The organism is Pseudomonas sp. W2-17 (genome assembly GCF_041060445.1).
Lineage (GTDB): Bacteria > Pseudomonadota > Gammaproteobacteria > Pseudomonadales > Pseudomonadaceae > Aquipseudomonas.
On the sequence record NZ_JAUFNS010000016.1, the window covers coordinates 18,067 to 43,452 of the forward strand.

General features: G+C 60.5%; 23 protein-coding genes, 1 pseudogene and 1 riboswitch. Of the genes and pseudogenes, 9 read left to right on the forward strand and 15 right to left on the reverse strand.

The window, feature by feature from the left end; all coding sequences use genetic code 11:
* Nucleotides 1-172 precede the first annotated feature (172 nt).
* The 3 genes from QWI20_RS19335 to ahcY form a co-directional block, all read right to left on the reverse strand.
* Nucleotides 173-982, reverse strand: coding sequence for a substrate-binding periplasmic protein (locus tag QWI20_RS19335; protein ID WP_369306800.1), 810 nt, complete (start codon nucleotides 980-982; stop codon nucleotides 173-175).
* A 155-nt stretch (nucleotides 983-1,137) separates the two neighbouring features.
* Nucleotides 1,138-1,983: a methylenetetrahydrofolate reductase [NAD(P)H] gene (gene metF, locus QWI20_RS19340; protein ID WP_369306801.1), complete on the reverse strand. Its 846-nt coding sequence runs from the start codon at nucleotides 1,981-1,983 to the stop codon at nucleotides 1,138-1,140.
* A 181-nt stretch (nucleotides 1,984-2,164) separates the two neighbouring features.
* Nucleotides 2,165-3,574, reverse strand: a complete 1,410-nt coding sequence (gene ahcY / locus QWI20_RS19345; RefSeq protein WP_192173211.1) for an adenosylhomocysteinase — start codon at nucleotides 3,572-3,574, stop codon at nucleotides 2,165-2,167.
* 21 nt (nucleotides 3,575-3,595) lie between these two features.
* Nucleotides 3,596-3,704, reverse strand: a riboswitch (S-adenosyl-L-homocysteine riboswitch).
* A gap of 196 nt (nucleotides 3,705-3,900) precedes the next feature.
* Between ahcY and QWI20_RS19350 the strand changes: the two genes are divergently transcribed.
* Nucleotides 3,901-4,305, forward strand: coding sequence for an acyl-CoA thioesterase (locus QWI20_RS19350; RefSeq protein WP_133775566.1), 405 nt, complete (start codon nucleotides 3,901-3,903; stop codon nucleotides 4,303-4,305).
* Nucleotides 4,306-4,449: 144 nt separating this feature from the next.
* Here QWI20_RS19350 and otnI read toward each other — a convergent pair whose 3' ends face one another.
* The 6 genes from otnI to QWI20_RS19380 form a co-directional block, all read right to left on the reverse strand.
* Nucleotides 4,450-5,241: a 2-oxo-tetronate isomerase gene (otnI, locus tag QWI20_RS19355; protein ID WP_369306802.1), complete on the reverse strand. Its 792-nt coding sequence runs from the start codon at nucleotides 5,239-5,241 to the stop codon at nucleotides 4,450-4,452.
* Nucleotides 5,242-5,263: 22 nt separating this feature from the next.
* Complete coding sequence (locus QWI20_RS19360) at nucleotides 5,264-6,721, reverse strand: SLC13 family permease (RefSeq protein ID WP_369306803.1); 1,458 nt, start codon at nucleotides 6,719-6,721, stop codon at nucleotides 5,264-5,266.
* Between the two features lie 84 nt (nucleotides 6,722-6,805).
* Complete coding sequence (locus QWI20_RS19365) at nucleotides 6,806-7,468, reverse strand: aldolase (protein ID WP_369306804.1); 663 nt, start codon at nucleotides 7,466-7,468, stop codon at nucleotides 6,806-6,808.
* Nucleotides 7,465-8,757 carry a 3-oxo-tetronate kinase gene (gene otnK, locus QWI20_RS19370; protein WP_369306805.1) on the reverse strand — a complete coding sequence of 431 codons (1,293 nt, stop codon included), beginning with the start codon at nucleotides 8,755-8,757 and terminating at the stop codon, nucleotides 7,465-7,467. Before otnK ends, QWI20_RS19365 begins: the two co-directional genes overlap by 4 nt.
* 10 nt (nucleotides 8,758-8,767) lie before the next feature.
* On the reverse strand, nucleotides 8,768-9,673 hold the full coding sequence (ltnD, locus tag QWI20_RS19375) for an L-threonate dehydrogenase (protein ID WP_369306806.1): 906 nt from the start codon (nucleotides 9,671-9,673) through the stop codon (nucleotides 8,768-8,770).
* A 322-nt stretch (nucleotides 9,674-9,995) separates the two neighbouring features.
* Entirely contained in the window at nucleotides 9,996-10,823 is an 828-nt protein-coding gene (locus tag QWI20_RS19380) for a DeoR/GlpR family DNA-binding transcription regulator (protein ID WP_369306807.1), read from the reverse strand.
* A gap of 380 nt (nucleotides 10,824-11,203) precedes the next feature.
* On the opposite strand from QWI20_RS19380, the gene QWI20_RS19385 reads away from it, so the two are divergent.
* A complete protein-coding gene (locus tag QWI20_RS19385) occupies nucleotides 11,204-11,590 on the forward strand; it encodes an MAPEG family protein (RefSeq protein WP_369306808.1) in 387 nt (128 codons plus the stop codon).
* Nucleotides 11,591-11,776: 186 nt separating this feature from the next.
* Here the strand turns inward: QWI20_RS19385 and QWI20_RS19390 are convergent, their stop codons facing one another.
* Together QWI20_RS19390 and ligB are read right to left on the reverse strand one after the other, a co-directional pair.
* Nucleotides 11,777-12,196, reverse strand: a complete 420-nt coding sequence (locus tag QWI20_RS19390; protein WP_369306809.1) for a DUF1090 domain-containing protein — start codon at nucleotides 12,194-12,196, stop codon at nucleotides 11,777-11,779.
* Nucleotides 12,197-12,255: 59 nt separating this feature from the next.
* Nucleotides 12,256-13,941 (reverse strand): NAD-dependent DNA ligase LigB, encoded by a 1,686-nt coding sequence (ligB, locus tag QWI20_RS19395; RefSeq protein WP_369306810.1) that lies wholly within the window; start codon nucleotides 13,939-13,941, stop codon nucleotides 12,256-12,258.
* 189 nt (nucleotides 13,942-14,130) lie between these two features.
* On the opposite strand from ligB, the pseudogene QWI20_RS19400 reads away from it, so the two are divergent.
* A pseudogene (locus tag QWI20_RS19400) lies at nucleotides 14,131-14,749 on the forward strand (LysE family translocator).
* A gap of 100 nt (nucleotides 14,750-14,849) precedes the next feature.
* On the opposite strand, the gene metK reads toward QWI20_RS19400, so the two are convergent.
* Both metK and QWI20_RS19410 read right to left on the reverse strand, forming a co-directional pair.
* Entirely contained in the window at nucleotides 14,850-16,040 is a 1,191-nt protein-coding gene (gene metK / locus QWI20_RS19405) for a methionine adenosyltransferase (RefSeq protein ID WP_369306811.1), read from the reverse strand.
* A gap of 17 nt (nucleotides 16,041-16,057) precedes the next feature.
* Entirely contained in the window at nucleotides 16,058-17,056 is a 999-nt protein-coding gene (locus tag QWI20_RS19410) for an ArsR/SmtB family transcription factor (protein WP_369306812.1), read from the reverse strand.
* A 258-nt stretch (nucleotides 17,057-17,314) separates the two neighbouring features.
* Between QWI20_RS19410 and tkt the strand changes: the two genes are divergently transcribed.
* The 6 genes from tkt to fba all read left to right on the forward strand — a co-directional run bounded on the left by tkt (nucleotide 17,315) and on the right by fba (nucleotide 23,520).
* On the forward strand, nucleotides 17,315-19,312 hold the full coding sequence (gene tkt / locus QWI20_RS19415; RefSeq protein ID WP_369306813.1) for a transketolase: 1,998 nt from the start codon (nucleotides 17,315-17,317) through the stop codon (nucleotides 19,310-19,312).
* A 124-nt stretch (nucleotides 19,313-19,436) separates the two neighbouring features.
* Nucleotides 19,437-20,483 carry an erythrose-4-phosphate dehydrogenase gene (epd, locus tag QWI20_RS19420; RefSeq protein ID WP_369306814.1) on the forward strand — a complete coding sequence of 349 codons (1,047 nt, stop codon included), beginning with the start codon at nucleotides 19,437-19,439 and terminating at the stop codon, nucleotides 20,481-20,483.
* Between the two features lie 19 nt (nucleotides 20,484-20,502).
* Entirely contained in the window at nucleotides 20,503-21,666 is a 1,164-nt protein-coding gene (locus QWI20_RS19425) for a phosphoglycerate kinase (protein ID WP_369306815.1), read from the forward strand.
* 24 nt (nucleotides 21,667-21,690) lie between these two features.
* Nucleotides 21,691-21,918: a hypothetical protein gene (locus QWI20_RS19430; protein WP_369306816.1), complete on the forward strand. Its 228-nt coding sequence runs from the start codon at nucleotides 21,691-21,693 to the stop codon at nucleotides 21,916-21,918.
* A 92-nt stretch (nucleotides 21,919-22,010) separates the two neighbouring features.
* Entirely contained in the window at nucleotides 22,011-22,334 is a 324-nt protein-coding gene (locus QWI20_RS19435) for an MliC family protein (RefSeq protein WP_065991241.1), read from the forward strand.
* 121 nt (nucleotides 22,335-22,455) lie between these two features.
* Complete coding sequence (fba, locus tag QWI20_RS19440; protein WP_037018967.1) at nucleotides 22,456-23,520, forward strand: class II fructose-bisphosphate aldolase; 1,065 nt, start codon at nucleotides 22,456-22,458, stop codon at nucleotides 23,518-23,520.
* Nucleotides 23,521-23,596: 76 nt separating this feature from the next.
* Here fba and QWI20_RS19445 read toward each other — a convergent pair whose 3' ends face one another.
* Together QWI20_RS19445 and QWI20_RS19450 are read right to left on the reverse strand one after the other, a co-directional pair.
* On the reverse strand, nucleotides 23,597-24,070 hold the full coding sequence (locus tag QWI20_RS19445; protein WP_369306817.1) for a thioesterase family protein: 474 nt from the start codon (nucleotides 24,068-24,070) through the stop codon (nucleotides 23,597-23,599).
* 224 nt (nucleotides 24,071-24,294) lie between these two features.
* Nucleotides 24,295-25,260, reverse strand: coding sequence for an L-carnitine dehydrogenase (locus tag QWI20_RS19450; RefSeq protein WP_369306818.1), 966 nt, complete (start codon nucleotides 25,258-25,260; stop codon nucleotides 24,295-24,297).
* Between the last annotated feature and the right edge of the window lie 126 nt (nucleotides 25,261-25,386).

Sequence of the window (25,386 nt, forward strand, 5' to 3'; positions counted from 1 at the left end):
GGTCATCGCACACTCCTTGGAAGGTGCAATGGCGTCCGGTCCTGTGGAGGTCTGTAAGTTCAACTCGAGGCAGGGGCGCAAAAAGTGCGCTGCTGACGTGTTCGAGAAGTCTTCTGTGAGACCGTGCACCCGGGCGCAAGCCTGGCGGAGACGCCGGAGTATAACAGAGCAATCACAACGCGCTGCTTTCCTGCTGCTCAACGGTTTTATCGACACTTTCCCCCGATTGTGCAGGGATTGGCGCCGGCGTTTCTCCGGTATACCGCTCTAGCAGTTTCGCGTAGGCGGGTTCTTGCTTGAAACGCTTCAGTTCTGCGCTGAACCGCTGGGCCAAAAGGTCCATGCCGGCATTGCGGCGCAGCGCCAGGTACTGGCCCCGATGATTGAGCACGGTGGGCAACTGACTGACCTGGCCTTCGAGCTTGAGCCGCTCGATCATCTGCCGCCCCAGCAGCTGATCGGTCACCATCAGGTCGATGCGGCCGCGGATCAGTTTGCCGAAGTTCGCTTCATGGCTCGGCGCAGGCTCACGGATGAACTCGGTGGAGCGGTCGAACGCCGGGCTGTATCGATAACCTGGAGATACACCGACGGTCAGCCCGTGCAGGTCTTCCACGCCATTGAAAGCATGGGGCCTGGCATTGGCCTGAAACAGCACCCAATCGATGCTCGACAACGGTTCGTCCGGATACAACAGATCGGCGCGCGCTTCTTCCTTGTTTATATCGAGAATGCCGTCGGCCTCGCCTTCGCTGAGCATCATCAGGCAGCGCTTCCACGGAAGAAACTGCCACTCGACGTCGATGCCCAGGCGCTCGAAGACAATCGCCGTGGCGTCGTAATCCAGGCCGGAGGCATGGTTGCCGTCCACGATGACGTAGGGAGACCAGGGTTCGGTGACGATCCGCAGTTTTTCGCCCAGTGCGCTGAAGCTCAGGCAGGTGAGGAGGGCAGCAACGGATAGGGAGAGGATGAACGGCATGCGCGCGAGATTACGACGCGAGCTGATTAAATAGAAGCAGTGATTCTCAATGAAAACAGAAGCCTGGACGCAACGACGGGACTGGCAGGCGTCCTGGTGACGAAGCCTGCCGGTGAGACCAGCGTGGTTTCAATCCGTATGGATTGAAACCGATATCACGCAGAAAGCTGCAGGTTGTTCCAGACCGCCAGACTCGGTTCGGCCTGATTCAGCGTGTAGAAATGCAGACCGGGCGCACCGCCGTGCAGCAGTCGTTCGCACATTTCGGTGATGACCTGCTCGCCGAACGCCTGAATGCTCGCTGTGTCATCGCCGTACGCTTCCAGCTGCTTGCGAACCCAGCGCGGGATCTCCGCACCGCACGCGTCCGAGAAACGCGCCAGCTTGCTGTAGTTGGTGATCGGCATGATGCCCGGCACGATCGGAATATCCACGCCCATCTTCTGCACGCGCTCGACGAAGTGGAAGTAGCTGTCGGCGTTGAAAAAGTACTGGGTGATCGCACTGTTGGCGCCGGCGTTGGCCTTGCGCACGAAGTTTTTCAGATCGTCTTCGAAGTTGCGCGCCTGCGGGTGCATCTCCGGGTAGGCCGCGACTTCGATGTGGAAATGATCGCCGGTTTCTTCACGGATGAAGCTCACCAGGTCGTTGGCATAACGCAGCTCACCGCTGGCCATGCCCATGCCGGAGGGCAGGTCACCGCGCAGGGCAACGATGCGTTTGATGCCAGCTTCCCGGTACTGCGTCAGCAAGCTGCGCAGGTCGGCCTTGCTGTCACCGACACACGACAGGTGCGGTGCGGCCGGGATGTGCACTTCTTTTTCCAGCTGCAGCACGGTGTTGATCGTGCGGTCGCGCGTGGAGCCCCCGGCACCGTAAGTGCAGGAGAAAAAACTGGGGTTGTAGCTGGCCAGCGTACGCGCCGTGGCAAGCAGTTTTTCATGACCAGCGTCGGTCTTCGTCGGGAAGAATTCGAAGCTGTAGCTACGGTCTTGGCTCATGGAGCGAGTCTCCAGCGGCAAGCTACAAGCCATAAGCTGCAAGAGTGGCGGTGCGCCGTATCCTGCAGCTCAAGGCTTGTCACCTGGTGCTGCTAAATGCTTGGACGATTTAAAGCCTGACGCGGCAAGTCATGACAATGGTGATGCCTTCACTTGCCGCTTGAAGCTTGCCGCTTATTGCTTAGTAGCGATAAGCGTGCGGCTTGAACGGACCTTCGACGGTCACGCCGATGTAGTCGGCCTGGGTCTTGGTCAGCTTGGTCACGACGCCGCCGAAGCCACGTACCATTTCCAGCGCCACTTCTTCGTCCAGCTTCTTCGGCAACACTTCAACGGTCAGACGCTCGGCTTTCTGGGCAGGGCTCAGGTCAGCGTACTTCTGGCCGAACAGGAAGATCTGCGCCAGCACCTGGTTGGCGAACGAGCCGTCCATGATGCGGCTCGGGTGACCGGTGGCGTTGCCCAGGTTCACCAGACGGCCTTCGGCCAGCAGGATCAGGTAGTCATCGTTCTGAGGATCGAACGAGCCCGAACCGGTGCGGTGGATCTTGTGCACTTGCGGCTTCACTTCTTCCCATGCCCAGTTCTTGCGCATGAAAGCCGTGTCGATTTCGTTGTCGAAGTGACCGATGTTGCAGACCACTGCGCGTTTCTTCAGGGCCTTGAGCATGTTGGCGTCGCAGACGTTGACGTTACCGGTGGTGGTGACGATCAGGTCGATCTTGCCCAGCAGTGCTTTGTCGATGCTCGCTTCGGTGCCGTCGTTCTCGCCGTCGATGAAAGGCGAAACCAGTTCGAAACCGTCCATGCAGGCTTGCATGGCGCAGATCGGGTCGACTTCGGTGACCTTGACGATCATGCCTTCCTGACGCAGCGACTGAGCCGAACCCTTGCCCACGTCACCGTAGCCGATGACCAGCGCCTGCTTGCCGGACAACAGGTGGTCGGTGCCGCGCTTGATGGCGTCGTTCAGGCTGTGACGGCAGCCGTACTTGTTGTCGTTCTTGCTCTTGGTGACCGAGTCGTTGACGTTGATCGCAGGGATCTTCAGTTCGCCCTTGGCCAGCATGTCCAGCAGACGGTGAACGCCAGTGGTGGTCTCTTCGGTCACGCCGTGAACGCGGTCGAGGATGGCTGGGTATTTCTTGTGCAGCAGCTCGGTCAGGTCGCCGCCGTCGTCGAGGATCATGTTGGCGTCCCATGGCTGACCGTCCTTGAGGATGGTCTGCTCCAGGCACCACTCGTACTCGGCTTCGGTTTCGCCTTTCCAGGCGAAAACAGGAATGCCGGCAGCAGCGATAGCGGCAGCGGCCTGATCCTGAGTCGAGAAGATGTTGCAGGACGACCAGCGTACTTCGGCACCCAGGGCAACCAGGGTTTCGATCAGCACGGCAGTCTGAATGGTCATGTGGATGCAGCCGAGAATCTTCGCGCCCTTGAGCGGTTGCTCGGCAGCGTACTTGCGACGCAGGCCCATCAGGGCAGGCATTTCGGATTCGGCGATGATGGTTTCGCGACGGCCCCAGGCAGCCAGGGACATGTCGGCGACTTTGTAGTCGTTGAAATCGTTGGGCGTCAGTACAGCACTCATTAAGAGTCTCCATTCGTAGGGTGCGAATGGGCGCCGTTGTGCGTTTAAAGCTTGACCGGCGCAAAGCCTGATCAAACAACGCCCTCTCCGAGCCTGACAGGTCTGACCTGCTGCAGCGCCCCTCGGACAGGTGGCGGGAAAACGGTAACAAGGTGTGATGACCGTTTTTTGAAGCGGTGCCGATTATCTTTCTTTGAGCTGCAAGTGGCAAGCTGCAAGCGGCAAGCGGTAAACAACAGCGGACCTGCTTTTAACTTGCAGCTTCAGGCTTGAAGCTTGAAGCTGGGGCACATCCACCACCGTCTCCCAAACACCCCGGAGCCCCCATGAACTTTCACACACGCAAATGGGTAAAACCCGAAGACCTCAACCCCAACGGCACGTTGTTCGGCGGCAGCCTGCTGCGCTGGATCGACGAAGAGGCGGCCATCTACGCCATTGTTCAGTTGGGCAATCAGCGCGTCGTGACCAAGTACATTTCCGAGATCAACTTCGTCAGCGCCTCGCGTCAGGGCGACATCATCGAGCTGGGCATCACCGCCACCGAGTTCGGGCGCACCTCCATTACGCTGACCTGCCAAGTCCGCAACAAGATCACCCGCAAGAGCATTCTCACGGTCGAGAAAATGGTCTTTGTCAATCTGGGTGAAGACGGCCTGCCGGCGCCCCACGGCAAGACCGAAATCACCTATGTGAAAGATCAGTTCAAGGAAGACGTGATCAACGAGTGATCGCGCAATGGACGCGGATGACTGATCAAGGAAGACCTCGTAGGAGTGAGCTTGCTCGCGATTGCGGTGTGTCAGGCGAAGAAGCTTCGTCTGGTCTGACGCATCGCGAGCAAGCTCACTTCTACAGTAAAAAGACAGCGCCTGTTATGCCGGATGACGCGCCTGCCAGTCGCGCAGCCACTGCAGGCCTTCGCTGGTATCGCCTTTCGGACGGTATTCGCAGCCGACCCAGCCGGTGTAGCCCAGGCGGTCGATCTGTTCGAACAGCCACGGGTAATTCACTTCCCCCACGGTTGGCTCATGGCGGTCCGGCACGCCGGCGATCTGGATGTGGCCGATGCCGGCGAAGTCGCGACGCAGTTTGCTGGTGACGTCGCCTTCCACGATCTGGCAGTGATAGCAGTCGAACTGCACCCGCAGATTATCGGCGCCGACTTCTTTCAGCACAGCCTGGCCTTGATCCTGACGATTGAGGAAGAAGCCCGGAATGTCTCGGGTGTTGATCGGTTCGATCAACACCGTCAACCCGACCTTGGCGGCTTGCTGTGCGGCGAAGCTCAGGTTTTCCAGGTACACCGCGTGATGCTTCTGGCGCAGGTCTTCACTGGGCAGCAAACCGGCCATGACGTGAATCCGGTCGTTGCCCAGCACCGCTGCGTAATCCAGCGCCTTCTGGAAACCGTCGCGAAATTCACTCTCCCGGCCCGGCAACGAAGCAATGCCGCGCTCGCCCTTGGTGAAGTCGCCGGGCGGGGCGTTGAACAGCGCCTGGGTCAAACCGAAGTCGTCCAGACGCAGCTTGATTTCCTCGGCCTTGAAGTCGTACGGAAACAGATACTCCACGCCCTTGAAGCCGTCACTCGCCGCAGCCGAGAAACGCGTCAGAAAGTCGTGTTGCGGATACATCATGCTGAGGTTGGCAGCGAAGCGAGGCATGGTTATCTCCCAATTGAAGCCGTTAGACGAAAGGCCAGAGCAGCAGCGTCATCAAGAACCCGAGGGTGCCCAGAATGGTCACCAGAAAGGTCCAAGTGCGCAGGCCGTCGGCAACATTCAGGCCCGCCAGTTTGGTGAACATCCAGTAACCGGCGTCGTTGATGTGCGACATGGCCAGACCGCCACCGCCCATGGCCAGGCAGAGCAGGGCCATGTGGTTGGCGCTCAGGTTCAGCGTGGCGATCAGCGGGCTGAGAATGCCGGCCGTGGTCACCAGCGCCACTGTGGTCGAGCCCTGTACGGCGCGCAACAGCAGCGTGAGCAGAAAGCCCAGGGCGAGAACCGGCAGGCCGGTGTTGCGCAGTGCTTCAGAGACGACTGCGCCGATACCGGTATCCACCAGCACCTTGCCGAATACGCCGCCAGCGCCTGCAATCAAAATCACCATCGCCACGCCGGGCAATGCCGAACCCACGACATCGGACACCTGACTGCGGCTCCAGCCACGGCGCGAACCCAGCAGCCACGCGCACAGCAGCGTGTCGATCAGCAGGGCCACCAGCGGCGCACCGAGGACGGTCAGCACGCTGCGCAGCATTGATTCGGCCGGCAACATCGTGGTCGCCAGTGTGCCCAGCAGGATCAGAATGATTGGCAGCAGAATCAGCGCGATGATGATGCCTGCGCCCGGCGCCGGCGCTTTTGGCAGACGTGCCGCCAGGCTGCTGGCGTTTTCTTCCAGCCCCAGTACCTTGGCGTGTGCCGCTTCGGAGGTCGTTGAGTAATCGTTGTTCGCCCACGCCACCAGGTCCTGGTTGGTGATGTGCGGACCGTAGACTTCGCTCCGGATATCGTCAGTCATCGGGTAGGTCTTGCGGGTGATGCGACCGGCAATCAGGTAGCCGATCAGGCACAACACAGCAACGATCGGCAGCCCGAACATCAACACGCGGCCCAGGTCCGCACCCAACTGACCGGCTGCCGCAACGGCGCCCGGGTGTGGCGGCAGGAAGGCGTGTACCGACAGCAGCGCGGCGCACATGGGCAGCGCGAAAATCAGCAGCGGTTTACGTGCGGCGCGAGCGACACCATAGGCCAGTGGCATAAGGATGATCACGCCCACTTCGAAGAACACCGGAATACCGACCATGAACCCCGCGACGGTCAGGGCCAGCGGCGTGCGCCGGTTGCCGAAGCGGTTGATCAGCGTCTTGGCCAGCGCCTCGGCGCCACCGGACAGCTCGATGATGCGGCCGATCATGGCGCCCAAGGCAATGATGATCGCGATGTGGCCGAGGGTTTTGCCCATGCCGCCTTCGATGGTCGCCACCAGATCGCTGGGTTTAACCCCGGCCACCAGCGCCACGATAATGCTGACCAGCATCAGCGCCACGAACGGTTGGAATTTGTATTTCAGGACCAGAAGCAGCAACAGCGCAATGCCGGCTCCGGCGATGATCATGAGCAATAGAGGAGTCATGTTGTGTCCCGTTGTTATTGTTTTCCGGCGAAGCCGGTCCGCCGAAAACCGGGAGTCCGGTTTTCGATCCAAACGCCGTTGGGGTTACCAGTTCACGCCAAACGTCTGGCGCAGTTCTTCCAGAGCCGCTGCGTCCAGCGGTTCAGGTTTAGGGTTGCTCATCAGCCAGAGGCGTGCCGTCTCCTCCAGCTCTTCCAGCGCATAAGAAGCCTTGGCGACCGAGCTTTCCCAGATCACCGGGCCGAGTCGCTCGAGCATCACGCCGCGCACGCTGTTCGCCAGTTTCGCCACCTGATCGGCGACATTCGGCGAGCCGGGGCGCTCGTAGGCAATCAAGGGAATGTGCCCGACTTTCATCACCTGATATGGCGTGATGGGCGGGAGGATGTCGTCCGGTTTCCAGACGCCGGCCAAGGTCAGCGCGACCAGATGCGTCGAGTGGGTGTGCACCACGCCGCCCACGCCAGGGTTGCGGTCGTAGACCTGACGATGCAGGGCCAGGGTTTTCGACGGCTTGTCGCCTGAGACCCATTCGCCGGCCAGATTGACCTTGGCGATGGCGTCAGGATCAAGACGCCCCAGGCACGCGTCGGTCGGTGTGATCAGCCAGCCATCGTCGAGACGCGCGCTGATGTTGCCTGCGCTGCCGACGGTGTAGCCGCGCCCGAAAAGCAAGCGGCCGATGGTGCAGATTTCTTCACGCTGCTTGTTTTCGGCGCTCACTGAACTGCTGGTTACGTTGCTCATTGCGCACCCCCCGCCAGTTGCGTGAGGGCTTTGTCGAAAAAGTCGCGGCCACCGAAATTCCCGGACTTCAGCGCCAAGGCCAGCGGCACTGCGCCGCTGCTGACGGTTGCTGGAACCCCTGGGTCGATCTGCGCGCCGATCTTCAGCAGGCTCACGCCCAACGCCTGAACCACGGCGCCGGAGGTTTCGCCGCCGGCGACCACAAAGCGTTTCACGCCCGCGTCCAGCAGGCCGCGGGCGATCTGCCCCAGCGCGTCTTCGACCAGCGCGCCGGCACGTTCGACGCCGAGTTTTTGCTGCACGGCTTTGACTTCTTCCGGGCTGCTGGTTGCGTAGATCAACACGGTTTGCCCGGCATCGCGGGCGAACGCCAGCGCATCGGCAACAACGGGTTTGCCTTCGGCAAGTGCCAATGGATCGATGCGCAGCGCAGGCCGTTCGGCCTCAAGCCAGGCGGCCACCTGGCCGTTGGTGGCGACCGATGCGCTGCCCGCCAGCACCACTTCGCCGCCGTCGACGTGCTCAAGCTTCGCCGCATCGATGTCACGCAATTTGCCCGCTTTACGGAAATTGCCCGGCAGCCCCAGCGCCAGACCCGAGCCACCGGTGAGCAGCGGCAGGTCGGCGCAGGCTTCGCCCAGCGTGTACAGGTCAGCGTCCGACAATGCGTCGGCAATCGCCATGACGACGCCTTCGGCACGCAGCTCGTTGATACGCGCCCGCACGCCCTCGACACCTTTGGCGATGCTGTCGTAACGCAGCAGGCCAACTTTCTGGGCGGTCTGCGATTGCAGCACGCGCACCAGATTGGCATCAGTCATCGGCGTCAGCGGATGGTTCTGCATGCCGCATTCGCTGAGCAGTTGGTCCTGCACGAACAAGTGGCCGCGGAAAATCGTGCGCCCGTTCTCCGGGAACGCCGGGCAGGCCAGGGTGAAGTCGCTGTTCAGCGCCTTTAGCAGCGCTTCGCTGACCTGGCCGATGTTGCCTTTGGCGGTGGAATCGAACGTCGAGCAGTACTTGAAGAAGATCTGCTCACAACCGCGATCACGCAGCCACTGCAGCGCGGCGAGGGATTCCTCAACCGCTTCTGCAGCCGGCGTGGTACGGGATTTCAGTGCGATGACGATGGCATCGGCATCCAGTTCGGCCAGGCTGTCGGCGCTCGGGATGCCAATGCTTTGCACGGTGCGCATGCCGCCGCGCACCAGCATGTTGGCCAGGTCGGTGGCGCCGGTGAAGTCATCGGCGATGCAGCCCAACAGAGGGCGCGGAGTCGTGGTGCTCATCAGCGTCATCTCAGTTGTTTTCAGGCTTGGCGGTCGGCAGTTCGATGCCGGGGAAAATCTTGATCACGGCAGAATCATCCTCGCGCCCGAAGCCTGCGGTGGAGGCCTGCATGAACATCTGGTGGGCGGTGGACGACAGCGGCAGCGGGAATTTGCTGGCGCGGGCGGTATCCAGTACCAGGCCCAGGTCCTTGACGAAGATGTCCACGGCCGACAGCGGCGTGTAGTCCGCTTTGAGGATGTGCGGCACGCGGTTCTCGAACATCCACGAGTTACCGGCGCTGTTGGTGATCACTTCGAACAGCGCGTCCGCGTCGACGCCTTCGCGCAGGCCCAGGGCCATGGCCTCCGCGCTTGCGGCGATGTGGACGCCGGCCAGCAGCTGATTGATGATTTTGACTTTCGAGCCCAGGCCGTGGACGTCGCCCAGGCGATAGACTTTGCCGGCCATGCCGTTGAGGATCGCGTCGGCTTTGGCGTAAGAATCAGCCGGGCCGGAAGTCATCATCGTCATTTCGCCTGCGGCTGCCTTGGCCGCGCCGCCGGAGATCGGAGCGTCGAGGTAAAGCAGGCCCTTTTCGGTGAGGCGCTGACCCAGCTCGATGGCGAAGGTCGGTGCGACCGTGGCGCAACCGATGATCAGACTGCCCGGGCGCAGGGCGGCGACTGCGCCGTTGTCGCCGAACAATACGGTTTCGGTCTGCTCGGCGTTGACCACCACGGTGATGATCACGTCGCAGGCAGCGGCCATGCTCGCAGGGGATTCACAGGCAACGCCGCCTTCGCTGGCGAATTGCTCGGTGACGGCCGCGCGCACATCACAGGCATGAACGTTGAAGCCGCTGCGCAGCAAGGAGCGCGCAATGCCCAGGCCCATCGCACCCAGACCAATGACGCCGACATTCTTGTTATTCATGAATCTCTCCTCGGGTGAGCGCCGAAAGTTCATCAGCACTCGAACGGTGTTTGTTCTGATCTGTTAAAGATAGTGAACCCATGATCGAATAATGTGAAGTCCTTTTTTGAGTTAACAAAAATTAACATCAGCCTGATCGGGCACAAAAAAGCCCTGGCTGGCTGCCAAGGCTTGGGTGCACGGTTTTGGGTGGGATGTCTCTGTCAGCACGTAAATTGTGGGAGCGAGCTTGCTCGCGAAGCAGCAGGAGCATCCACCGCATCTTCAGCGGCTGAAAGACCGCTTCGCGAGCAAGCTCACTCCCACACCAGGGATGTCAGCCTCAGGAGAGCGCGACCTTACCCACTGACGCCAACATCAATTCAACCCCAAGCCCGCGAATGCTGTCCGCTGCGCCGTGGGCGAGGCGGTCATCGCTGATGATCGTGTCGAATTGCTCCAGGCCCGCGACCTTGTACATGCCAAAGGTGCCGTATTTCGTGCTGGTCGTCAGCAACACCGTGCGCGACGCCGACTGCATCGCTGCTTGTTTGACCTCAACCTTCAGCGCCGAAGGCGTGGTCGTGCCTCGCTGCAGATCCCATGAGCTGGTCGACATGAACGCTACATCGGTTGCCAATTGCCGCAACGTCGCTGCCGCAAGACCGCCAACACAGGATCGATTCGGATGGTCCAGCAGCCCGCCGGTATGAATCACGTCCACATGGGCTGCGTCAGCGAGTGCATTGACGACGCCGAAGTCGTTGGTCACCACCGTCATGCCTGCCAGCGCGACGATGTGCGGGACGATTTCCAGCGTGCTGGTGCCAGCGTCCAGGTACACGGTCATCTCGGGGTGCAACAGGCTGGCGGCCAGTTTCGCCATCGCCTGTTTGTGCGGAAGCTCGACCACCGCTTTGGACTGGTGACTGGGCTCGCTGTGAACCTGGCTGGCGATGCGCACCCCGCCGGTCACCGAATAAGCGCGACCGCTTTGCTCAAGCAGCGCGATGTCGCGGCGAACGGTCATGTGCGAGCAGTCGAACATCTCCATGAGCTGATGCACGCTCAGCACCTGATGCTTGCGCAACTGACGCAGCATCAACTCCCGGCGCTGATCGGGAATCATCGGCGCAGCACCACTGAGGGTGGCGTCTTCTTCGCTGGACATGCAGGCTCCTGGGCAACGAGATACAGCCGGGGTCGGCTGGGTGGCTGGCATCTTAGCCAATCGGGCTGGCGGTCGCAGTAACGACGAATAATCAGTGCTGAGTTACGCTCATTTAACTGACTGAATGCGATGTTTAGTAGGACCGGCTTTAGCCGGGAAGGGGGCCGGTGTGTGCGCATCAAATTTGCGGTGTGGCGGGTGCCGCCTTCCCGGCTAAAGCCGGTCCCACTATGGGGGCACGATGGCCCACTGGAGGCGTGTGATTCGTGTAACGCTTTCAGGCATGCAGGACCTGAAAGAACCTTTCGCCAGGCTGCAGTTCTTAGGCTGTAGAGGGGCATCGTTCTAATGAAGCTCAAATTCTAAAAAAGGATGTGGTTATGACCGTTGCTTTTTGGTGCGTGTTGATCGTGATTCTGTTGCCGATAGGGTGCGCTGGCATTGCCAAGTTCAGCAGCGGCAAATTCAGTCCACGGCACAATCATGATCCCCGGGACTTTCTCGACCGCCTCGAAGGTCTCCCGCGGCGCGCCCACAACGCGCAGCAGAACAGCTTCGAAGCGATTCCAGGGTTTGCCGCTGGCGTGATCATCGCCCATGTCGCCGGCGTGGCGCAGTTGGTGACGATCGACGTGCTCGCGGTGCTGTTCGTGACAAGTCGCCTGCTCTACATCATCTTTTATCTAGCCGATCTCGCGGCCTTGCGCTCGCTGGCCTGGATCGTCGGGTTGGGGTTGGTGATCGCGCTGTTTGGCGTTTCAGTTTGATCACTCAACGGTAGCGCTGACACCCTGAGGTCTTGCCGCGAAAAAGACCGGGTGGGAGTGAGCTTGCTCACGAAGAGGCCAGTACATCCGCCAAATCTTCATCGGTGGAAATGCCTTCTTCGCGAGCAAGGTGGAGCGCCATTCCGGTCACTCCTGTAGAAAAAGATAAAGGCCCCGCCGACGACCTTACTCGTCATCCTCGTCGGGCTGCACCTTCTCCAGCTTTTCCTGCTCGTCCTGCAGTTCTTTGCGGGACTCGGCCAGCTTGTCTTTTCGCTTGTCGATTTTCTCCGGATCGCCCTTGCTCATGGCCTTGTTCAGGTCCGCCTGGCGACGGCTGACTTCGCGCTTGGCATCCAACACCTTTTGCTCCTGCTGCTTGACCAGGTCGACGTCGTTGCAGTTGGCGTTTAACTCGCTCAGGGCTTTTTGCAACCCGGCCTGTTGATTGGTATTGCCTGCGGCCTTGGCGTTTTCAATCTGAGTGGTGATGTCCTGACGCTTCGCGGCGCATCCGGACGGTTCCGGCGCTTGGTCGGCCGCAAACACGGGCGCGACCAGAAATCCGCACGCGGTGAACGCAAAAAGGGATGACAGGAATTTCATGAATACTCCTTGAACACAAATAGCCGCACGCTCGACACAATCATGCGGCCCTAAAAATACTAAAAACCGTTGATGCCTTCGTCCCGCAGTTGGCGACTTAACGCCTGCACCTGCGGGTCTTGAAAAAATGCATGTAACTGCTTCGCCCGTCCTGAGCCAATGCCGGGTTCGGCCTGCCATTCCACGGCGCTTCGCGAGGCCAGCGCTACCCAGGATCCGCCCAGATCAACGCCCGTCGCGGGCGGCAAACCGATGGCTTTGAGCCACACGACAAAGGGCTTCTCACGTGCAGCCTGAAAACTTGCCAGCAGTTTAGCGCTGCTGCGCTCGCCCAGGCCGGGAATGTTAGCAAGCTGTGCACCGTCGAGGGTCATCCAGTCCAACAAACCCTTTAATTGCCCCGCCTTAATCAACTTGTCCCACGTGCCCGGTCCTACGCCGCTGAGCGCCAACCCCTTCTTCCCGCTCAGCCATTTAAGTCGTTCACGGAACTGGCTTTCGCAGCCTTCGGTGGGCTGCCAGCAACTCAGTGGATGGAAATCCTCCGCTCTCGGAACATTCAGCGGAGCGCGCTCGACGCTGCGCGATACCACCTCGTCCAGACGCGGAATCGTCAGCCCGGCGAGGCTGATCGCGACCTGATCCCCGGGCCGTATGTCCATCTGCTCCCAGCGCCTCAGCGAACCGACGCTGATGCGGGCGATCATTCGGTCATCCAGGCGCACCGGTTCGATGTCCAGCACGGGCGTGATCTTGCCGCTGCGCCCGACATTGAAATGAACCTTGCGCACCTCGGCCAGCGCTTGCGCAAACGGGTACTTCCACGCCGCGATCCAGTAAGGCGCTTTCGCCTGCCAGCGCTCGGCCGATGGGCGCTCGCCCTGCCGGATGACCACGCCATCGGTGGCAAACGGCAGCGGCGAACAGTACCAGTGCTCTCGCCAGTTCTTTGCCTGAGTGAAACCCTCCAGCGGCTCACTGAATCGCGCGCTGTCCTCGAAACCCATGGCTCTGAGCCCTGCCAGTCGCTCGTTCATCCCCGTCGGACCTTCCGGCCAGTCCCAGACGAACAAGCCGATGTGCGCGCCTGCCTCCTCGCTGATCGCGTGACGCGCCAACAAGCCGGCTACTTTGCTGCGAGCGTTCAGACTGCCGGCGTCCGCCTGAACGTGATCTGTCAGCTTCCAATACAGCTCGCCTTGGAGGATCACGGTCTTTTCCCACGCGAGATGGCGAGGAATCGCCTCGATCTGGTGGGCATGCCCCGTCCAGTCCTGGCCGAAAACGCCGTCGCCCCGGCTGATGGCACTCACCAGTTTGCCGTCGACATAAACCAGCGTGACCGCCACGCCATCCACTTTTGGCTGAATCCACAGATCGCTTCGCTCTTCAAGCCACGCTTGAACGGCGGCCTCGCCCGGCAATTTTGTCAGGCCGGTGTGCGGGATGGGATGTGCGACAGGACCGCGAGAGGTTTTCAGGGGGTTGGAGGGCGACGCCGACGTGGTCGCGAAACAACTGCGCAGATCGGCGAGGCGCTGAACGGATTGGTCGTACAACTCATCGGCCACCAGAGAAACGCCTTGGCGGTGATAACTGTCGTCCCACTGGGTGATCTGGCTTTGCAGCGCCAGGATCTCGCTTCGGGCTTTGGCCGGTGGCCAGTCGGGGCAGGAGGTGGCATTAGTAGCGATGGAAACGAGGGCGATTAAAGCGCAGGTTATAGCGCGGAGGAGGGGCAGCATTGGAGCGTCCTTGCCGGGGGAGGGACTGCAAGGCTAGGTTTTCCCGATGGGCGTTTCATCGCGCCTTGGTTACCGCTTTTGTCTCGCACCGGTACAGCCAGGCCTTTTTTCCACGCCCGGCTGTGTCTTGAGCTGGGTGGTCACGAGTGCAAAATGATGTTTCATCCCAGCAATAGGAAGAAACGCGCCATGGACCTGTCGACCGTCGCTTTATTCGTTCCTGCCTGTTTCGCTTTGAACATGGCGCCTGGCCCCAACAACCTGCTCTCCATCAGCAACGCCTCACGTTACGGATTCGGCGGCGCTTGCATGGGCGGGCTCGGTCGGTTGCTGGCATTCGCGATCATGATTGCGCTGGCGGCGGTCGGGCTTACGGCAGTGCTGCACACGTCCGAGTGGTTGTTTCATGCGATCAAAATTGTGGGGGCGGCGTATCTGTTCTATCTGGCGTTACAACTGTGGCGAGCGCCGTCGGAGGCCCACGATATTGAAGCGGGCGCGCAGGTTGGCGTGGCGAGGCTGGCACGTCAGGAGTCTGGTCGCCATCGGCAATCCCAAAGCCATTCTGTTGTTCACGGCGTTTCTGCCGCAATTCTTGGACCGTACCGGCGTTGTCACCACTCAATTCGCACAATTGGGCGCGATGTTTCTGGCGCTGGAATGTATCGCTATCGGGCTGTATTGCTGGATGGGTGTGCATGCGCGGCGGTTGTTTGCCAAGCCCAGTGGCAAGCGGCTGTTCAACCGGGTGTGTGCGGGGTTGTTGGCGAGTGCGGCGTCGTTTTTGCTGGTGGCGCGTAGGGTGTGATTGTTTCCGCAGCCCGAATGCAAAAAGCCCCGGGCGACTCACATCGCCAAGGGCTTTTTCTTTTACCGGGTGCCGCTAAGCGCTATGCACCCAGCGGATATTACAAACCGGCAGCGGCGCGCAACGCGTCGGCGCGGTCGGTTTTTTCCCAGGTGAACGTGGTGAAGGTGTCGTCGCCCACGGTCTTGGTTTGCGGCGTGCGGCCGAAGTGGCCGTAGGCTGCGGTTTCCTGGTACATCGGGTGCAGCAGGTCGAGCATTTTGGTGATTGCGTATGGACGCAGGTCGAAGTGCTCGCGGACCAGCTGGACGATCTTGTCGTCGCTGATCTTGCCGGTGCCGAAGGTGTTCAGCGAGATCGACGTAGGCTGTGCAACGCCAATGGCGTAGGACACCTGAATCTCGCAGCGCTCGGCCAGGCCGGCAGCGACGATGTTCTTGGCGACATAACGGCCAGCGTACGCAGCCGAGCGGTCGACCTTCGATGGATCTTTACCGGAGAACGCGCCGCCACCGTGACGGGCCATGCCGCCGTAGCTGTCGACGATGATCTTGCGACCGGTCAGACCGCAGTCGCCCACTGGGCCGCCGATGATGAACTGGCCAGTCGGGTTGATGTGGAACTGAGTGTCCTTGTGCAGCAGTTCGGCCGGCAGCACGTGCTTGACGATCAGCTCCATCACGCCTTCGCGCAGATCTTTGTAGGACACTTCCGGGTTGTGCTGGGTCGACAGCACAACGGCGTCGATGCCCACCACGATGCCGTTTTCATAGCGGCACGTGACCTGGGATTTCGCGTCCGGGCGCAACCACGGCAGCAGGCCGGATTTACGGGCTTCGGCCTGGCGGTGTACCAACTGGTGCGAGAACGCGATCGGCGCAGGCATCAGCTCGGCGGTTTCGTTGCTGGCGTAGCCGAACATCAGGCCTTGGTCGCCAGCGCCCTGATCTTCAGGTTTTGCGCGGTCGACACCCTGGTTGATGTCAGGGGACTGCTTGCCGATGATGTTCATCACGCTGCAGGTCGCACCGTCAAAACCGACGTTGGAGCTGGTGTAGCCGATCTCGCAGATCACGTCACGAACGATCTGCTCCAGGTCGACCCACGCGGTCGTGGTGACTTCGCCGGCAACAATGGCCACACCGGTCTTGACCAGGGTTTCCACGGCGACGCGCGCCTGCTTGTCCTGGGCAATGATGGCGTCCAGCACCGCATCGGAGATCTGGTCGGCGATTTTGTCCGGATGTCCTTCAGACACGGACTCGGAGGTGAAAAGGGAGTATTCGCTCATCTCGACGGTTTTCCTGATTAGTACCGATGGTGAGTGTTGCCAGCCGGTCGCTGAAAATGGCGGACCTGGATCTGGAAACCATTACGTAAGCCTATGTACAGGCTTTCCCCGGGGACCAGCCCCGCAGCGATGGCCCAACGGGCCAGATCTTCCTGTTCGAAGCCTAACCAGAGATCGCCACAGGCCTCCTTGGCCCAGCTCTGGTCATGACTGCACAACTCTGTCACCAGCAGGCTACCGCCCGGTTGCAACAGGTTGGCCAATTGTTTGAGCGCTTCGGCGGGCGCGGCGAAATGGTGCAGCACCATATTCAAGACCACGCAGTTGCCGGAGATATTAGCGTTGGTCAGTGCATCGGCCAGTTTCAGCTCGACGTTAACCAGCGACTTCTGCGTGCAGATCTTGCGCGCCAGATCGAGCATTTCCGGGCTGTTGTCCAGGCCCGTCACATGTCGGAAACGCCGCGCCAGATCCGGCAGAAAACCGCCATCGCCCGGCCCCACTTCTATCGCCGTGGCATCGGCGGTGAAGCTCAGCTTGTCCAGCAACGACAGCAGGCTGTCGCGGTATTGCGGCAGCCCTGCGATCAGGTCCTGCTGGGCCCGAAATTTCTCGGCAGTGCGTGCGAAGAAATCCTGACTGGCATTGGCCCGCTGGCGATGCACCAACCCGATCCGGGTCTGTACGTCATCGGGCAGGCGCAGGTTGTCGGCTTCTTCAAGCATCGCCGCGTGCAGCTTGCCGCCGGTGTGTTCGGTGTGGGGCAGGGCGCGTCGATAAAAGATCGCGTTGCCTTCACGCCGCGTCGCCACCAGGTCTGCCTGGGCCAGGACCTTGAGGTGGTGGCTCATGCCGGACTGACCGATCGCAAAGATCTGCGCCAGCTCCAGTACGCCGAAGGAATCGTTCGACAGTGCGCGCAAGACATTCAGCCGCAGCGGATCGCCGCCGGCTTTGCACAGGGCAGCCAGCTCGTCGCATTCATCATGGCTAATGGCAGGCACGCGAAGATTCATAAGGCAGGCAGTCTAGTTATCGACCAGTGGTGTCGCAAGGGCAATATCAAAAAGTTTTGATATTGGTCGATCAGTGGCGGCACCCCGGCGCCGTGATTCTGCCGTTTGCCGTCGCGCGCTGGGTGCGGTGTACGAAAACACGTTAGCGGCAGAGGAAAACACCGATGGTGTGTGATCTGTCATTGCCCCCGGAGGGTGCCTGAGGGAAAATGGCCGCCTTTTTCCGGTCCCACTTTTATCTGCCCCAGGAGATCAGCGATGCCAAGCCGTCGTGAGCGAGCCAATGCCATTCGTGCCCTCAGCATGGATGCCGTGCAAAAGGCCAATAGCGGCCACCCGGGTGCCCCGATGGGCATGGCGGATATCGCTGAAGTGCTTTGGCGCGATTATCTGAAGCACAACCCAGCCAATCCGATGTTTGCTGACCGCGACCGGTTCATCCTGTCCAACGGTCACGGCTCGATGCTGATCTACTCGCTGCTGCACCTGACCGGCTACGACCTGTCCATCGAAGACCTGAAAAACTTCCGTCAGCTGCACAGCCGCACGCCGGGCCACCCGGAATACGGCTACACCCCGGGCGTTGAAACCACCACCGGCCCACTGGGTCAGGGTTTCGCCAACGCCGTTGGTTTTGCGGTTGCCGAGAAAACTCTGGCTGCTCAGTTCAACCGTCCAGGCCACAACATCGTCAACCACCACACCTACGTGTTCATGGGTGATGGCTGCATGATGGAAGGCATCTCCCATGAAGTCGCGTCGCTGGCCGGTACGCTGCGACTGAACAAGCTGGTCGCGTTCTACGACGACAACGGGATTTCCATCGACGGCGAAGTCGAAGGCTGGTTCACCGATGACACCCCGAAGCGCTTCGAGTCCTACGGGTGGCTGGTCATCCGTAACGTCGACGGCCATGACGCCGACGAGATCAAAACCGCCATCGACACCGCTCACAAGAGCGACAAGCCGACGCTGATCTGCTGCAAGACCACCATCGGTTTCGGTTCGCCGAACAAGCAGGGCAAGGAAGACTGCCACGGCGCTCCGCTGGGCACTGAAGAAATCGCCCTGACCCGCGCTGCGCTGAAGTGGACCCACGGTCCGTTCGAAATCCCGGCCGACATCTACAGCGAGTGGAACGGCAAGGAAAAAGGCCTGGCCGTCGAAGCCGAATGGGACCAGCGTTTCGCTGCCTACTCCGCTGCCTTCCCGACCGAGGCCAACGAGCTGATCCGCCGCATGAGCGGTGAACTGCCTGCTGATTTCGCCGAGAAATCCGCCGCGTACGTGGCTGAAGTCAACGCCAAGGGCGAAACCATCGCCAGCCGCAAGGCCAGCCAGAACGCCTTGAGCGCCTTCGGTCCGCTGCTGCCTGAGTTCCTCGGCGGCTCCGCTGACCTGGCAGGTTCCAACCTGACCATCTGGAAAGGCTGCCGCAGCATCACCGGCGAAGACGCCACCGGTAACTACCTGCACTACGGTGTTCGTGAGTTCGGCATGGGCGCCATCATGAACGGTATCGCCCTGCACGGCGGCTTCGTGCCGTACGGCGCGACCTTCCTGATCTTCATGGAATACGCCCGCAACGCCGTGCGCATGTCTTCGCTGATGAAGAAACGCATCATCTATGTGTTCACCCACGACTCCATCGGTCTGGGCGAAGACGGCCCGACTCACCAGCCGATCGAGCAACTGACCAGCCTGCGCACCACGCCGAACCTGGACTGCTGGCGCCCGGCTGATGCCGTTGAATCCGCCATCGCCTGGAAACACGCCATCGAACGTGATGACGGCCCATCGGCGCTGATCTTCTCTCGTCAGAACCTGCAACATCAGGCGCGTGATGCCGAGCAGCTGGAAAACATCAACCGCGGTGGTTACGTGCTGCGCGACTGCAGCGGCGAGCCGGACCTGATCCTGATCGCCACCGGTTCCGAAGTCGGCCTGGCTGTTCAGGCATACGACAAGCTGACCGCAGATGGCAAGAACGTGCGTGTGGTTTCCATGCCGTGCACCAGCGTTTTCGAAACCCAGAGCGCCGAGTACAAGCAGTCGGTTCTGCCGCTGCAAGTCAGCGCCCGCATCGCCATCGAAGCTGCTCACGCCGACTACTGGTACAAATACGTGGGCCTGGAAGGTCGCGTCATCGGCATGACCACCTTTGGCGAGTCGGCACCTGCCAATCTGCTGTTCGAAGAGTTCGGCTTCACGCTGGAGAACGTTCTTTCCACGGCTGAAGAGCTGCTGGAAGACTAAGCACCACCGCGTTGCCCTTGTAGGCGCGTGACTTGTCCTGCGATCTGCTGCCTGTAACTGGCAGATCGCGGGAAGAGCCACGCGCCTGCAGGTTCTCTGTACCACTCAAGATGTTGAGAACCCCATGCCTCAGCCACGCCCTTATAAAGTCGCCCTCAATGGTTACGGTCGTATCGGCCGCTGCGTGCTGCGCGCGCTGTGCGAGCGAGGTGCAAAGGCTGGCTTTGACGTGGTGGCAATCAACGACCTGGCCGACATGGCCAGTCTCGAATACCTCACGCGCTTTGACTCCACACACGGCCGATTTCCCGGCGAAGTGCGGGTCGAAGGCGATTTTCTGCACATCAACGATCACGTCATCAAAGTGTTTCGCAGCGCGACGCCGGAAGGCATCGACTGGGGCTCGCTCGACGTGGATCTGCTGCTCGAATGCTCCGGCGTCTACAACACGCGCGCCGACGGCGAGCGCTTTCTTTCGGCCCGTGCACCACGGGTGTTGTTCTCCCAACCCATGGCCAGCGAAGCCGACGTCGACGCCACCATCGTCTACGGCATCAATCAGGAAACCCTGACGGGCGATGAGCGGCTGGTGTCTGCCGCGTCGTGCACCACCAATTGCAGCGTGCCATTGCTCGACCTGCTGAATCGCGAACTGGGCCTCGAATACGTCACCATCACCACGATTCACTCGGCGATGAACGATCAGCCGGTGATCGACGCCTATCATCACGAAGATCTGCGCCGTACGCGCTCGGCGTTTCAGTCGATCATCCCGGTGTCCACTGGTCTGGCGCGCGGCATCGAGCGGCTGCTTCCGGAACTTGCCGGCCGAATTCAGGCCAAAGCAGTTCGTGTGCCGACGGTGAACGTCTCGTGCCTGGACATCACGCTGCAGGTCGCTCGTGATACCGATGCCGTCGAGATCAACCGCATCCTGCGCGAGGCCGCCACCCGCGGCCCGCTGAAGGGACTGCTGGCGTATACCGAATTGCCGCATGCCAGTTGCGATTTCAACCACGACCCGCACTCGGCCATCATTGATGCCAGCCAGACGCGGGTCTCGGGCCCTCGGTTGGTGAACATCCTGGCGTGGTTCGACAACGAGTGGGGTTTTGCCAATCGCATGCTGGATGTCGCCGATCACTACCTGCACACCACTCATAAACAATAGTAAAAACAGGGAATGCCTCATGACCGTGTTGAAGATGACCGACCTCGATCTGCAAGGTAAGCGTGTACTGATCCGCGAAGACCTCAACGTTCCGGTCAAAGACGGCGTGGTGACCAGCGATGCCCGCATTCTCGCGTCGCTGCCAACCATCAAGCTGGCGCTGGAGAAAGGCGCAGCCGTTATGGTCTGCTCTCACTTGGGTCGCCCCACCGAGGGCGAGTTTTCTGCCGAGAACAGTCTCAAGCCGGTTGCTGACTACCTGAGCAAGGCGCTCGGTCGTGAAGTGCCGCTGGTCGCGGAATACCTGGACGGTGTCGACGTCAAGGCGGGCGATATCGTGCTGTTCGAGAACGTGCGCTTCAACAAGGGCGAAAAGAAGAACGCTGACGAGCTGGCGCAGAAGTACGCCGCTTTGTGTGATGTGTTCGTGATGGACGCTTTCGGCACTGCCCACCGTGCAGAGGGCTCGACCCACGGCGTGGCCAAATTCGCTAAAGTCGCCGCCGCCGGTCCGCTGCTGGCCGCTGAACTTGACGCGCTGGGCAAGGCCCTCGGCAATCCGGCCCAGCCAATGGCGGCTATCGTTGCCGGCTCCAAAGTCTCCACCAAACTGGACGTGCTCAATAGCCTCAGCGAGAAGTGTAATCAGCTGATTGTCGGGGGTGGCATCGCCAATACCTTCCTGGCAGCAGCGGGTCATCCAGTTGGCAAGTCCTTGTACGAACCAGATCTGCTTGAGACTGCCAAAGCCATCGCGGCCAAGGTCAGTGTGCCGTTGCCGGTGGACGTGGTGGTTGCCAAGCAATTCGCCGCCGATGCCGAAGCGACCGTCAAACTGATCGCCGACGTGGCCGATGACGACATGATTCTCGACATCGGTCCTCAAACAGCTGCTCACTTTGCCGAACTGCTGAAATCTTCCAAGACTATTCTCTGGAACGGCCCGGTCGGCGTATTCGAGTTCGATCAGTTCGGCGAAGGTACCAAGACGCTGGCTCAGGCAATCGCTGAGAGCTCTGCTTTCTCCATCGCTGGCGGGGGCGACACGTTGGCCGCCATCGACAAATATGGTGTAGGCGACAAAATCTCCTATATCTCTACAGGCGGCGGTGCGTTCCTCGAGTTTGTCGAGGGCAAGGTTCTGCCTGCCGTGGAAGTTCTGGAACAACGCGCCAAGGCCTGACCGGCCAAGGTGAAGGGGAGTGAAATGGTCAAGCCATTACCGCTGTTGATCATGGCGGGTTTGCTGGTCGGCTGCGCAAGCAAGCCTGAAGCGGAGACGACGTCCAGCGCGGCACCGGGATTGCTTCAGGTCAGCTGCTATCAGGCGGGCTGGCAGGCGGAAACCGTACCGATCGTTTACAAGCGTGGCGGGCCTGAGGTCTGGGAAAAATACGAATTCATGCCTGCCGTGGGACCAGTCCCCTGTCACTGAGTGTCAGTTGATGGTGTGCCGGAATACAGGAACAGCATTGCCCCTACCATGATCGACATCCGTCACGCGGTGCAGGGGATTCAGGAGTAGTAATGAAAGGCTTGTTAGCCCTTGCGACACTGATGCTGCTGAGCGGTTGCGCCAGCATGAAGGCATCGGAACCGGCAGCCCCCTGGACCCATTGGGTCTGCGACAGCAAAGCCGAAATTTTCTGGAAGTACGCCGATGCCGCGAAGAAGGAGGTGGATGTACGCCTCAATCAGAGCGAGCAGGTATTCCGTCTGCAAGCATCGCCCGGAGCTTCGGGCGCGCTCTACAGTAACGGCGTGCTGGCGTTCGACAACAAGGGCAGCGAAGGCCTGGTCTACTGGGACGCTACCAACGATTTGATCGGTCGTGGCTGCAAGGCGCCGTAAAGGGCCGAGCAGTTCGAGCGAGGCTGCACCGGGGCGATGACTGAGCAATCGACCCCTATAATTTGAATAGCCGCCAATACGGCACGCACGATTAACGACCCCACCGGGAGAGAGACAGACAATGGCACTTATCAGCATGCGCCAGATGTTGGACCACGCAGCCGAATTCGGTTACGGCGTCCCTGCATTCAACGTGAATAACCTGGAACAAATGCGCGCCATTATGGAAGCGGCCGACAAGACCGATTCTCCGGTGATCGTTCAGGCTTCGGCCGGTGCGCGCAAATACGCTGGCGCCCCGTTCCTGCGCCACCTGATCCTGGCGGCGATCGAAGAATTCCCGCACATCCCGGTGGTTATGCACCAAGACCACGGCACCAGCCCGGCCATCTGCCAGCGCTCCATCCAGCTGGGCTTCAGCTCGGTGATGATGGACGGTTCGCTGCGCGAAGACGGCAAAAGCCCTGCGGACTATGAGTACAACGTTCGCGTCACCCAGGAAACCGTCGCCATGGCTCACGCCTGCGGTGTTTCGGTTGAGGGCGAACTGGGCGTTTTGGGTTCGCTGGAAACCGGCATGGCCGGTGAAGAAGACGGTGTCGGCGCAGAAGGCATGCTGGACCACAGCCAGATGTTGACCGATCCGGAAGAAGCAGCGGATTTCGTCAAGAAAACCCAAGTCGATGCCTTGGCCATCGCCATCGGCACCAGCCACGGCGCTTACAAGTTCACCAAGCCGCCTACCGGCGACATTCTGGCGATCGAGCGCATCAAAGAAATCCACAAGCGCATTCCGAACACCCACCTGGTGATGCACGGTTCTTCTTCCGTTCCGCAGGAATGGCTGAAAATCATCAACGAGTTCGGCGGCGACATCAAAGAAACCTACGGCGTGCCGGTCGAAGAAATCGTTGAAGGCATCAAGCACGGCGTGCGCAAGGTCAACATCGACACCGACCTGCGTCTGGCGTCCACCGGTGCCATCCGCGAGTTCATGGCAAAAAACCCGAGCGAGTTCGACCCACGCAAGTACCTGGCGAAAACCGTATCGGCCATGCGCGATGTGTGTATCGCCCGTTACGAAGCATTCGGCACCGCCGGCAACGCCTCCAAGATCAAGCCGATCTCCCTGGAGAAGATGTTCGAGCGTTATGCCAAGGGCGAGCTGAACGCCAAAGTGAACTGATCGTTTTCTGATCAATTTGCAAGAATGAAGAAGCCCGCAGCGATGCGGGCTTTTTTGTGGCTGTGATTCGCGAACGTTATTTCGGCAGTCCGATGACTCGGCCGACATACATTGGGTCAGGCTGGTCACGCTGTGCTTCAGTGAACAATCGCAGTGCCTGTAGTGACGCGTCGCTGAACGGCGCCGACTTCGGCCCGGCGGCCAAGTCCACATGCAGCAGCATCTGCTCGCTCGCTGCCAACTCGACATCCCCTTCTGCTTTGTAAAGCCCGTGATAAAGCTGCACCCGCTTGCGGTCGTGTCCGATGATGTGCGTACGCACTTCCACCGCTTCCCCGAGCTTCACTTCGTGCAGGAAGTTGATGTGCGCCTCGAGCGTGAACAGCGAGTGGCCGCTCGCATCCCGATCGTCACTGGCGAGGCCGATTCGGTCCATGAAGGCGTCTGTGGCGAAGCTGAAAATCAGTAAATAATAGGCATCGCGGAGGTGACCGTTGTAGTCGACCCAATCGGCGAGGACCGAGGTTTTGTAGGTAATGAGCGCAGGCATAGAATTCCCATGGCTGAAATCGTGGTGAGCTGAATGGGCCTGTTCGTGAGCAAGCTCACTCCCACAGGTCTTGCGTGAACCAATGTAGGGCCGGCTTTAGCCGGGAAGACGGCAAGCGCCACACCGCGAAATTTCGGGTGCACATCAGAACAGTATTTCTCGATCCCCTGTAGGAGCGAGCTTGCTCGCGAAGGCCCCAGTTCAGACGATAGGGCGCTGGCGTATCAATCCTCGAACGCCATCCCATGCTTGGCTTTTGTGATTCTCACCGCTTCAATCACCGCCAGCAGGCAGTCATCGCGATACCGCTCCAGCGCTGAAATGCTGTGGCTGCCCAGTTGATCCGAGGTGCCATCGACCACATCGTCGATCAGCTTGTCGGTCAGCTCGGGCGCCGGAAGATAGGTCCACGGCAACTGCAGCGCCGGGCCGAATTGCGCCATGAAGTGGCGCATGCCCGCATCACCGCCGGCCAGGGTGTAGGTCAGGAAGGTGCCCATAAATGACCAGCGCAAGCCAGCGCCGAAACGGATCGCGTCATCGATTTCGCCGGTGGTCGCCACCCCATCGTTCACCAAGTGCAACGCCTCACGCCATAGCGCTTCCAGCAAGCGATCTGCAATGAAGCCGGGGACTTCTTTGCGCACATGCAGCGGGCGCATGCCGAGTGATGCATAGACCTGAATCGCCGCCTGCACCGCTTCAGGCGCAGTGTTTTTGCCGCCGACCACTTCCACCAGTGGCAGCAGATAAACCGGATTAAACGGATGACCCACCACGCAGCGTTCCGGGTGGGTGGCGCTTTCGTAAAACTCCGATGGCAGCAGGCCGGAAGTGCTGGAGCCAATGATTGCGTCAGGCTTGGCCGCCGCGCTGATCTTGCTGTGCAGATCCAGTTTGAGGTCAAGGCGCTCCGGGGCGCTTTCCTGGATGAAGTCAGCATCGCGGACGCATTCCTCGATCGTGTCGACGAATCGCAGGCGTTCCTGGGAGGCGCCCCCCGTCAGGCCCTTTTGCTCAAGCGCCGGCCAGGCGTTGGCGACGCGCTTGCGCAGCGCCGCTTCCGCACCCGGCGCCGGGTCCCAGGCCATGACATCCAGGCCATGAGCCAGCGCGCGCGCCACCCAGCCGCTGCCGATGACACCGCTGCCCAAGGCGGCGAAGGTTTTGATCTGTGTAATGAAGGTCATGTCGGTTACTCGAAAAAGTGTCGAAGCCCTTGTGGGAGTGAGCTTGCTCGCGATAGCTATTTATCTGTGCGGCATGTGTGACTGACACACCGTTATCGCGAGCAAGCGCACTGCTGCACGGTAGGA

What these genes read in the sequence shown, in the direction of transcription:
- QWI20_RS19335 (WP_369306800.1), bottom strand. Translation starts at nt 982, where the DNA reads ATGCCGTTCATCCTCTCCCTATCCGTTGCTGCCCTCCTCACCTGCCTG.
- metF (WP_369306801.1), bottom strand. Translation starts at nt 1,983, where the DNA reads ATGAGCCAAGACCGTAGCTACAGCTTCGAATTCTTCCCGACGAAGACC.
- ahcY (WP_192173211.1), bottom strand. Translation starts at nt 3,574, where the DNA reads ATGAGTGCTGTACTGACGCCCAACGATTTCAACGACTACAAAGTCGCC.
- QWI20_RS19350 (WP_133775566.1), top strand. Translation starts at nt 3,901, where the DNA reads ATGAACTTTCACACACGCAAATGGGTAAAACCCGAAGACCTCAACCCC.
- otnI (WP_369306802.1), bottom strand. Translation starts at nt 5,241, where the DNA reads ATGCCTCGCTTCGCTGCCAACCTCAGCATGATGTATCCGCAACACGAC.
- QWI20_RS19360 (WP_369306803.1), bottom strand. Translation starts at nt 6,721, where the DNA reads ATGACTCCTCTATTGCTCATGATCATCGCCGGAGCCGGCATTGCGCTG.
- QWI20_RS19365 (WP_369306804.1), bottom strand. Translation starts at nt 7,468, where the DNA reads ATGAGCAACGTAACCAGCAGTTCAGTGAGCGCCGAAAACAAGCAGCGT.
- otnK (WP_369306805.1), bottom strand. Translation starts at nt 8,757, where the DNA reads ATGAGCACCACGACTCCGCGCCCTCTGTTGGGCTGCATCGCCGATGAC.
- ltnD (WP_369306806.1), bottom strand. Translation starts at nt 9,673, where the DNA reads ATGAATAACAAGAATGTCGGCGTCATTGGTCTGGGTGCGATGGGCCTG.
- QWI20_RS19380 (WP_369306807.1), bottom strand. Translation starts at nt 10,823, where the DNA reads ATGTCCAGCGAAGAAGACGCCACCCTCAGTGGTGCTGCGCCGATGATT.
- QWI20_RS19385 (WP_369306808.1), top strand. Translation starts at nt 11,204, where the DNA reads ATGACCGTTGCTTTTTGGTGCGTGTTGATCGTGATTCTGTTGCCGATA.
- QWI20_RS19390 (WP_369306809.1), bottom strand. Translation starts at nt 12,196, where the DNA reads ATGAAATTCCTGTCATCCCTTTTTGCGTTCACCGCGTGCGGATTTCTG.
- ligB (WP_369306810.1), bottom strand. Translation starts at nt 13,941, where the DNA reads ATGCTGCCCCTCCTCCGCGCTATAACCTGCGCTTTAATCGCCCTCGTT.
- metK (WP_369306811.1), bottom strand. Translation starts at nt 16,040, where the DNA reads ATGAGCGAATACTCCCTTTTCACCTCCGAGTCCGTGTCTGAAGGACAT.
- QWI20_RS19410 (WP_369306812.1), bottom strand. Translation starts at nt 17,056, where the DNA reads ATGAATCTTCGCGTGCCTGCCATTAGCCATGATGAATGCGACGAGCTG.
- tkt (WP_369306813.1), top strand. Translation starts at nt 17,315, where the DNA reads ATGCCAAGCCGTCGTGAGCGAGCCAATGCCATTCGTGCCCTCAGCATG.
- epd (WP_369306814.1), top strand. Translation starts at nt 19,437, where the DNA reads ATGCCTCAGCCACGCCCTTATAAAGTCGCCCTCAATGGTTACGGTCGT.
- QWI20_RS19425 (WP_369306815.1), top strand. Translation starts at nt 20,503, where the DNA reads ATGACCGTGTTGAAGATGACCGACCTCGATCTGCAAGGTAAGCGTGTA.
- QWI20_RS19430 (WP_369306816.1), top strand. Translation starts at nt 21,691, where the DNA reads ATGGTCAAGCCATTACCGCTGTTGATCATGGCGGGTTTGCTGGTCGGC.
- QWI20_RS19435 (WP_065991241.1), top strand. Translation starts at nt 22,011, where the DNA reads ATGAAAGGCTTGTTAGCCCTTGCGACACTGATGCTGCTGAGCGGTTGC.
- fba (WP_037018967.1), top strand. Translation starts at nt 22,456, where the DNA reads ATGGCACTTATCAGCATGCGCCAGATGTTGGACCACGCAGCCGAATTC.
- QWI20_RS19445 (WP_369306817.1), bottom strand. Translation starts at nt 24,070, where the DNA reads ATGCCTGCGCTCATTACCTACAAAACCTCGGTCCTCGCCGATTGGGTC.
- QWI20_RS19450 (WP_369306818.1), bottom strand. Translation starts at nt 25,260, where the DNA reads ATGACCTTCATTACACAGATCAAAACCTTCGCCGCCTTGGGCAGCGGT.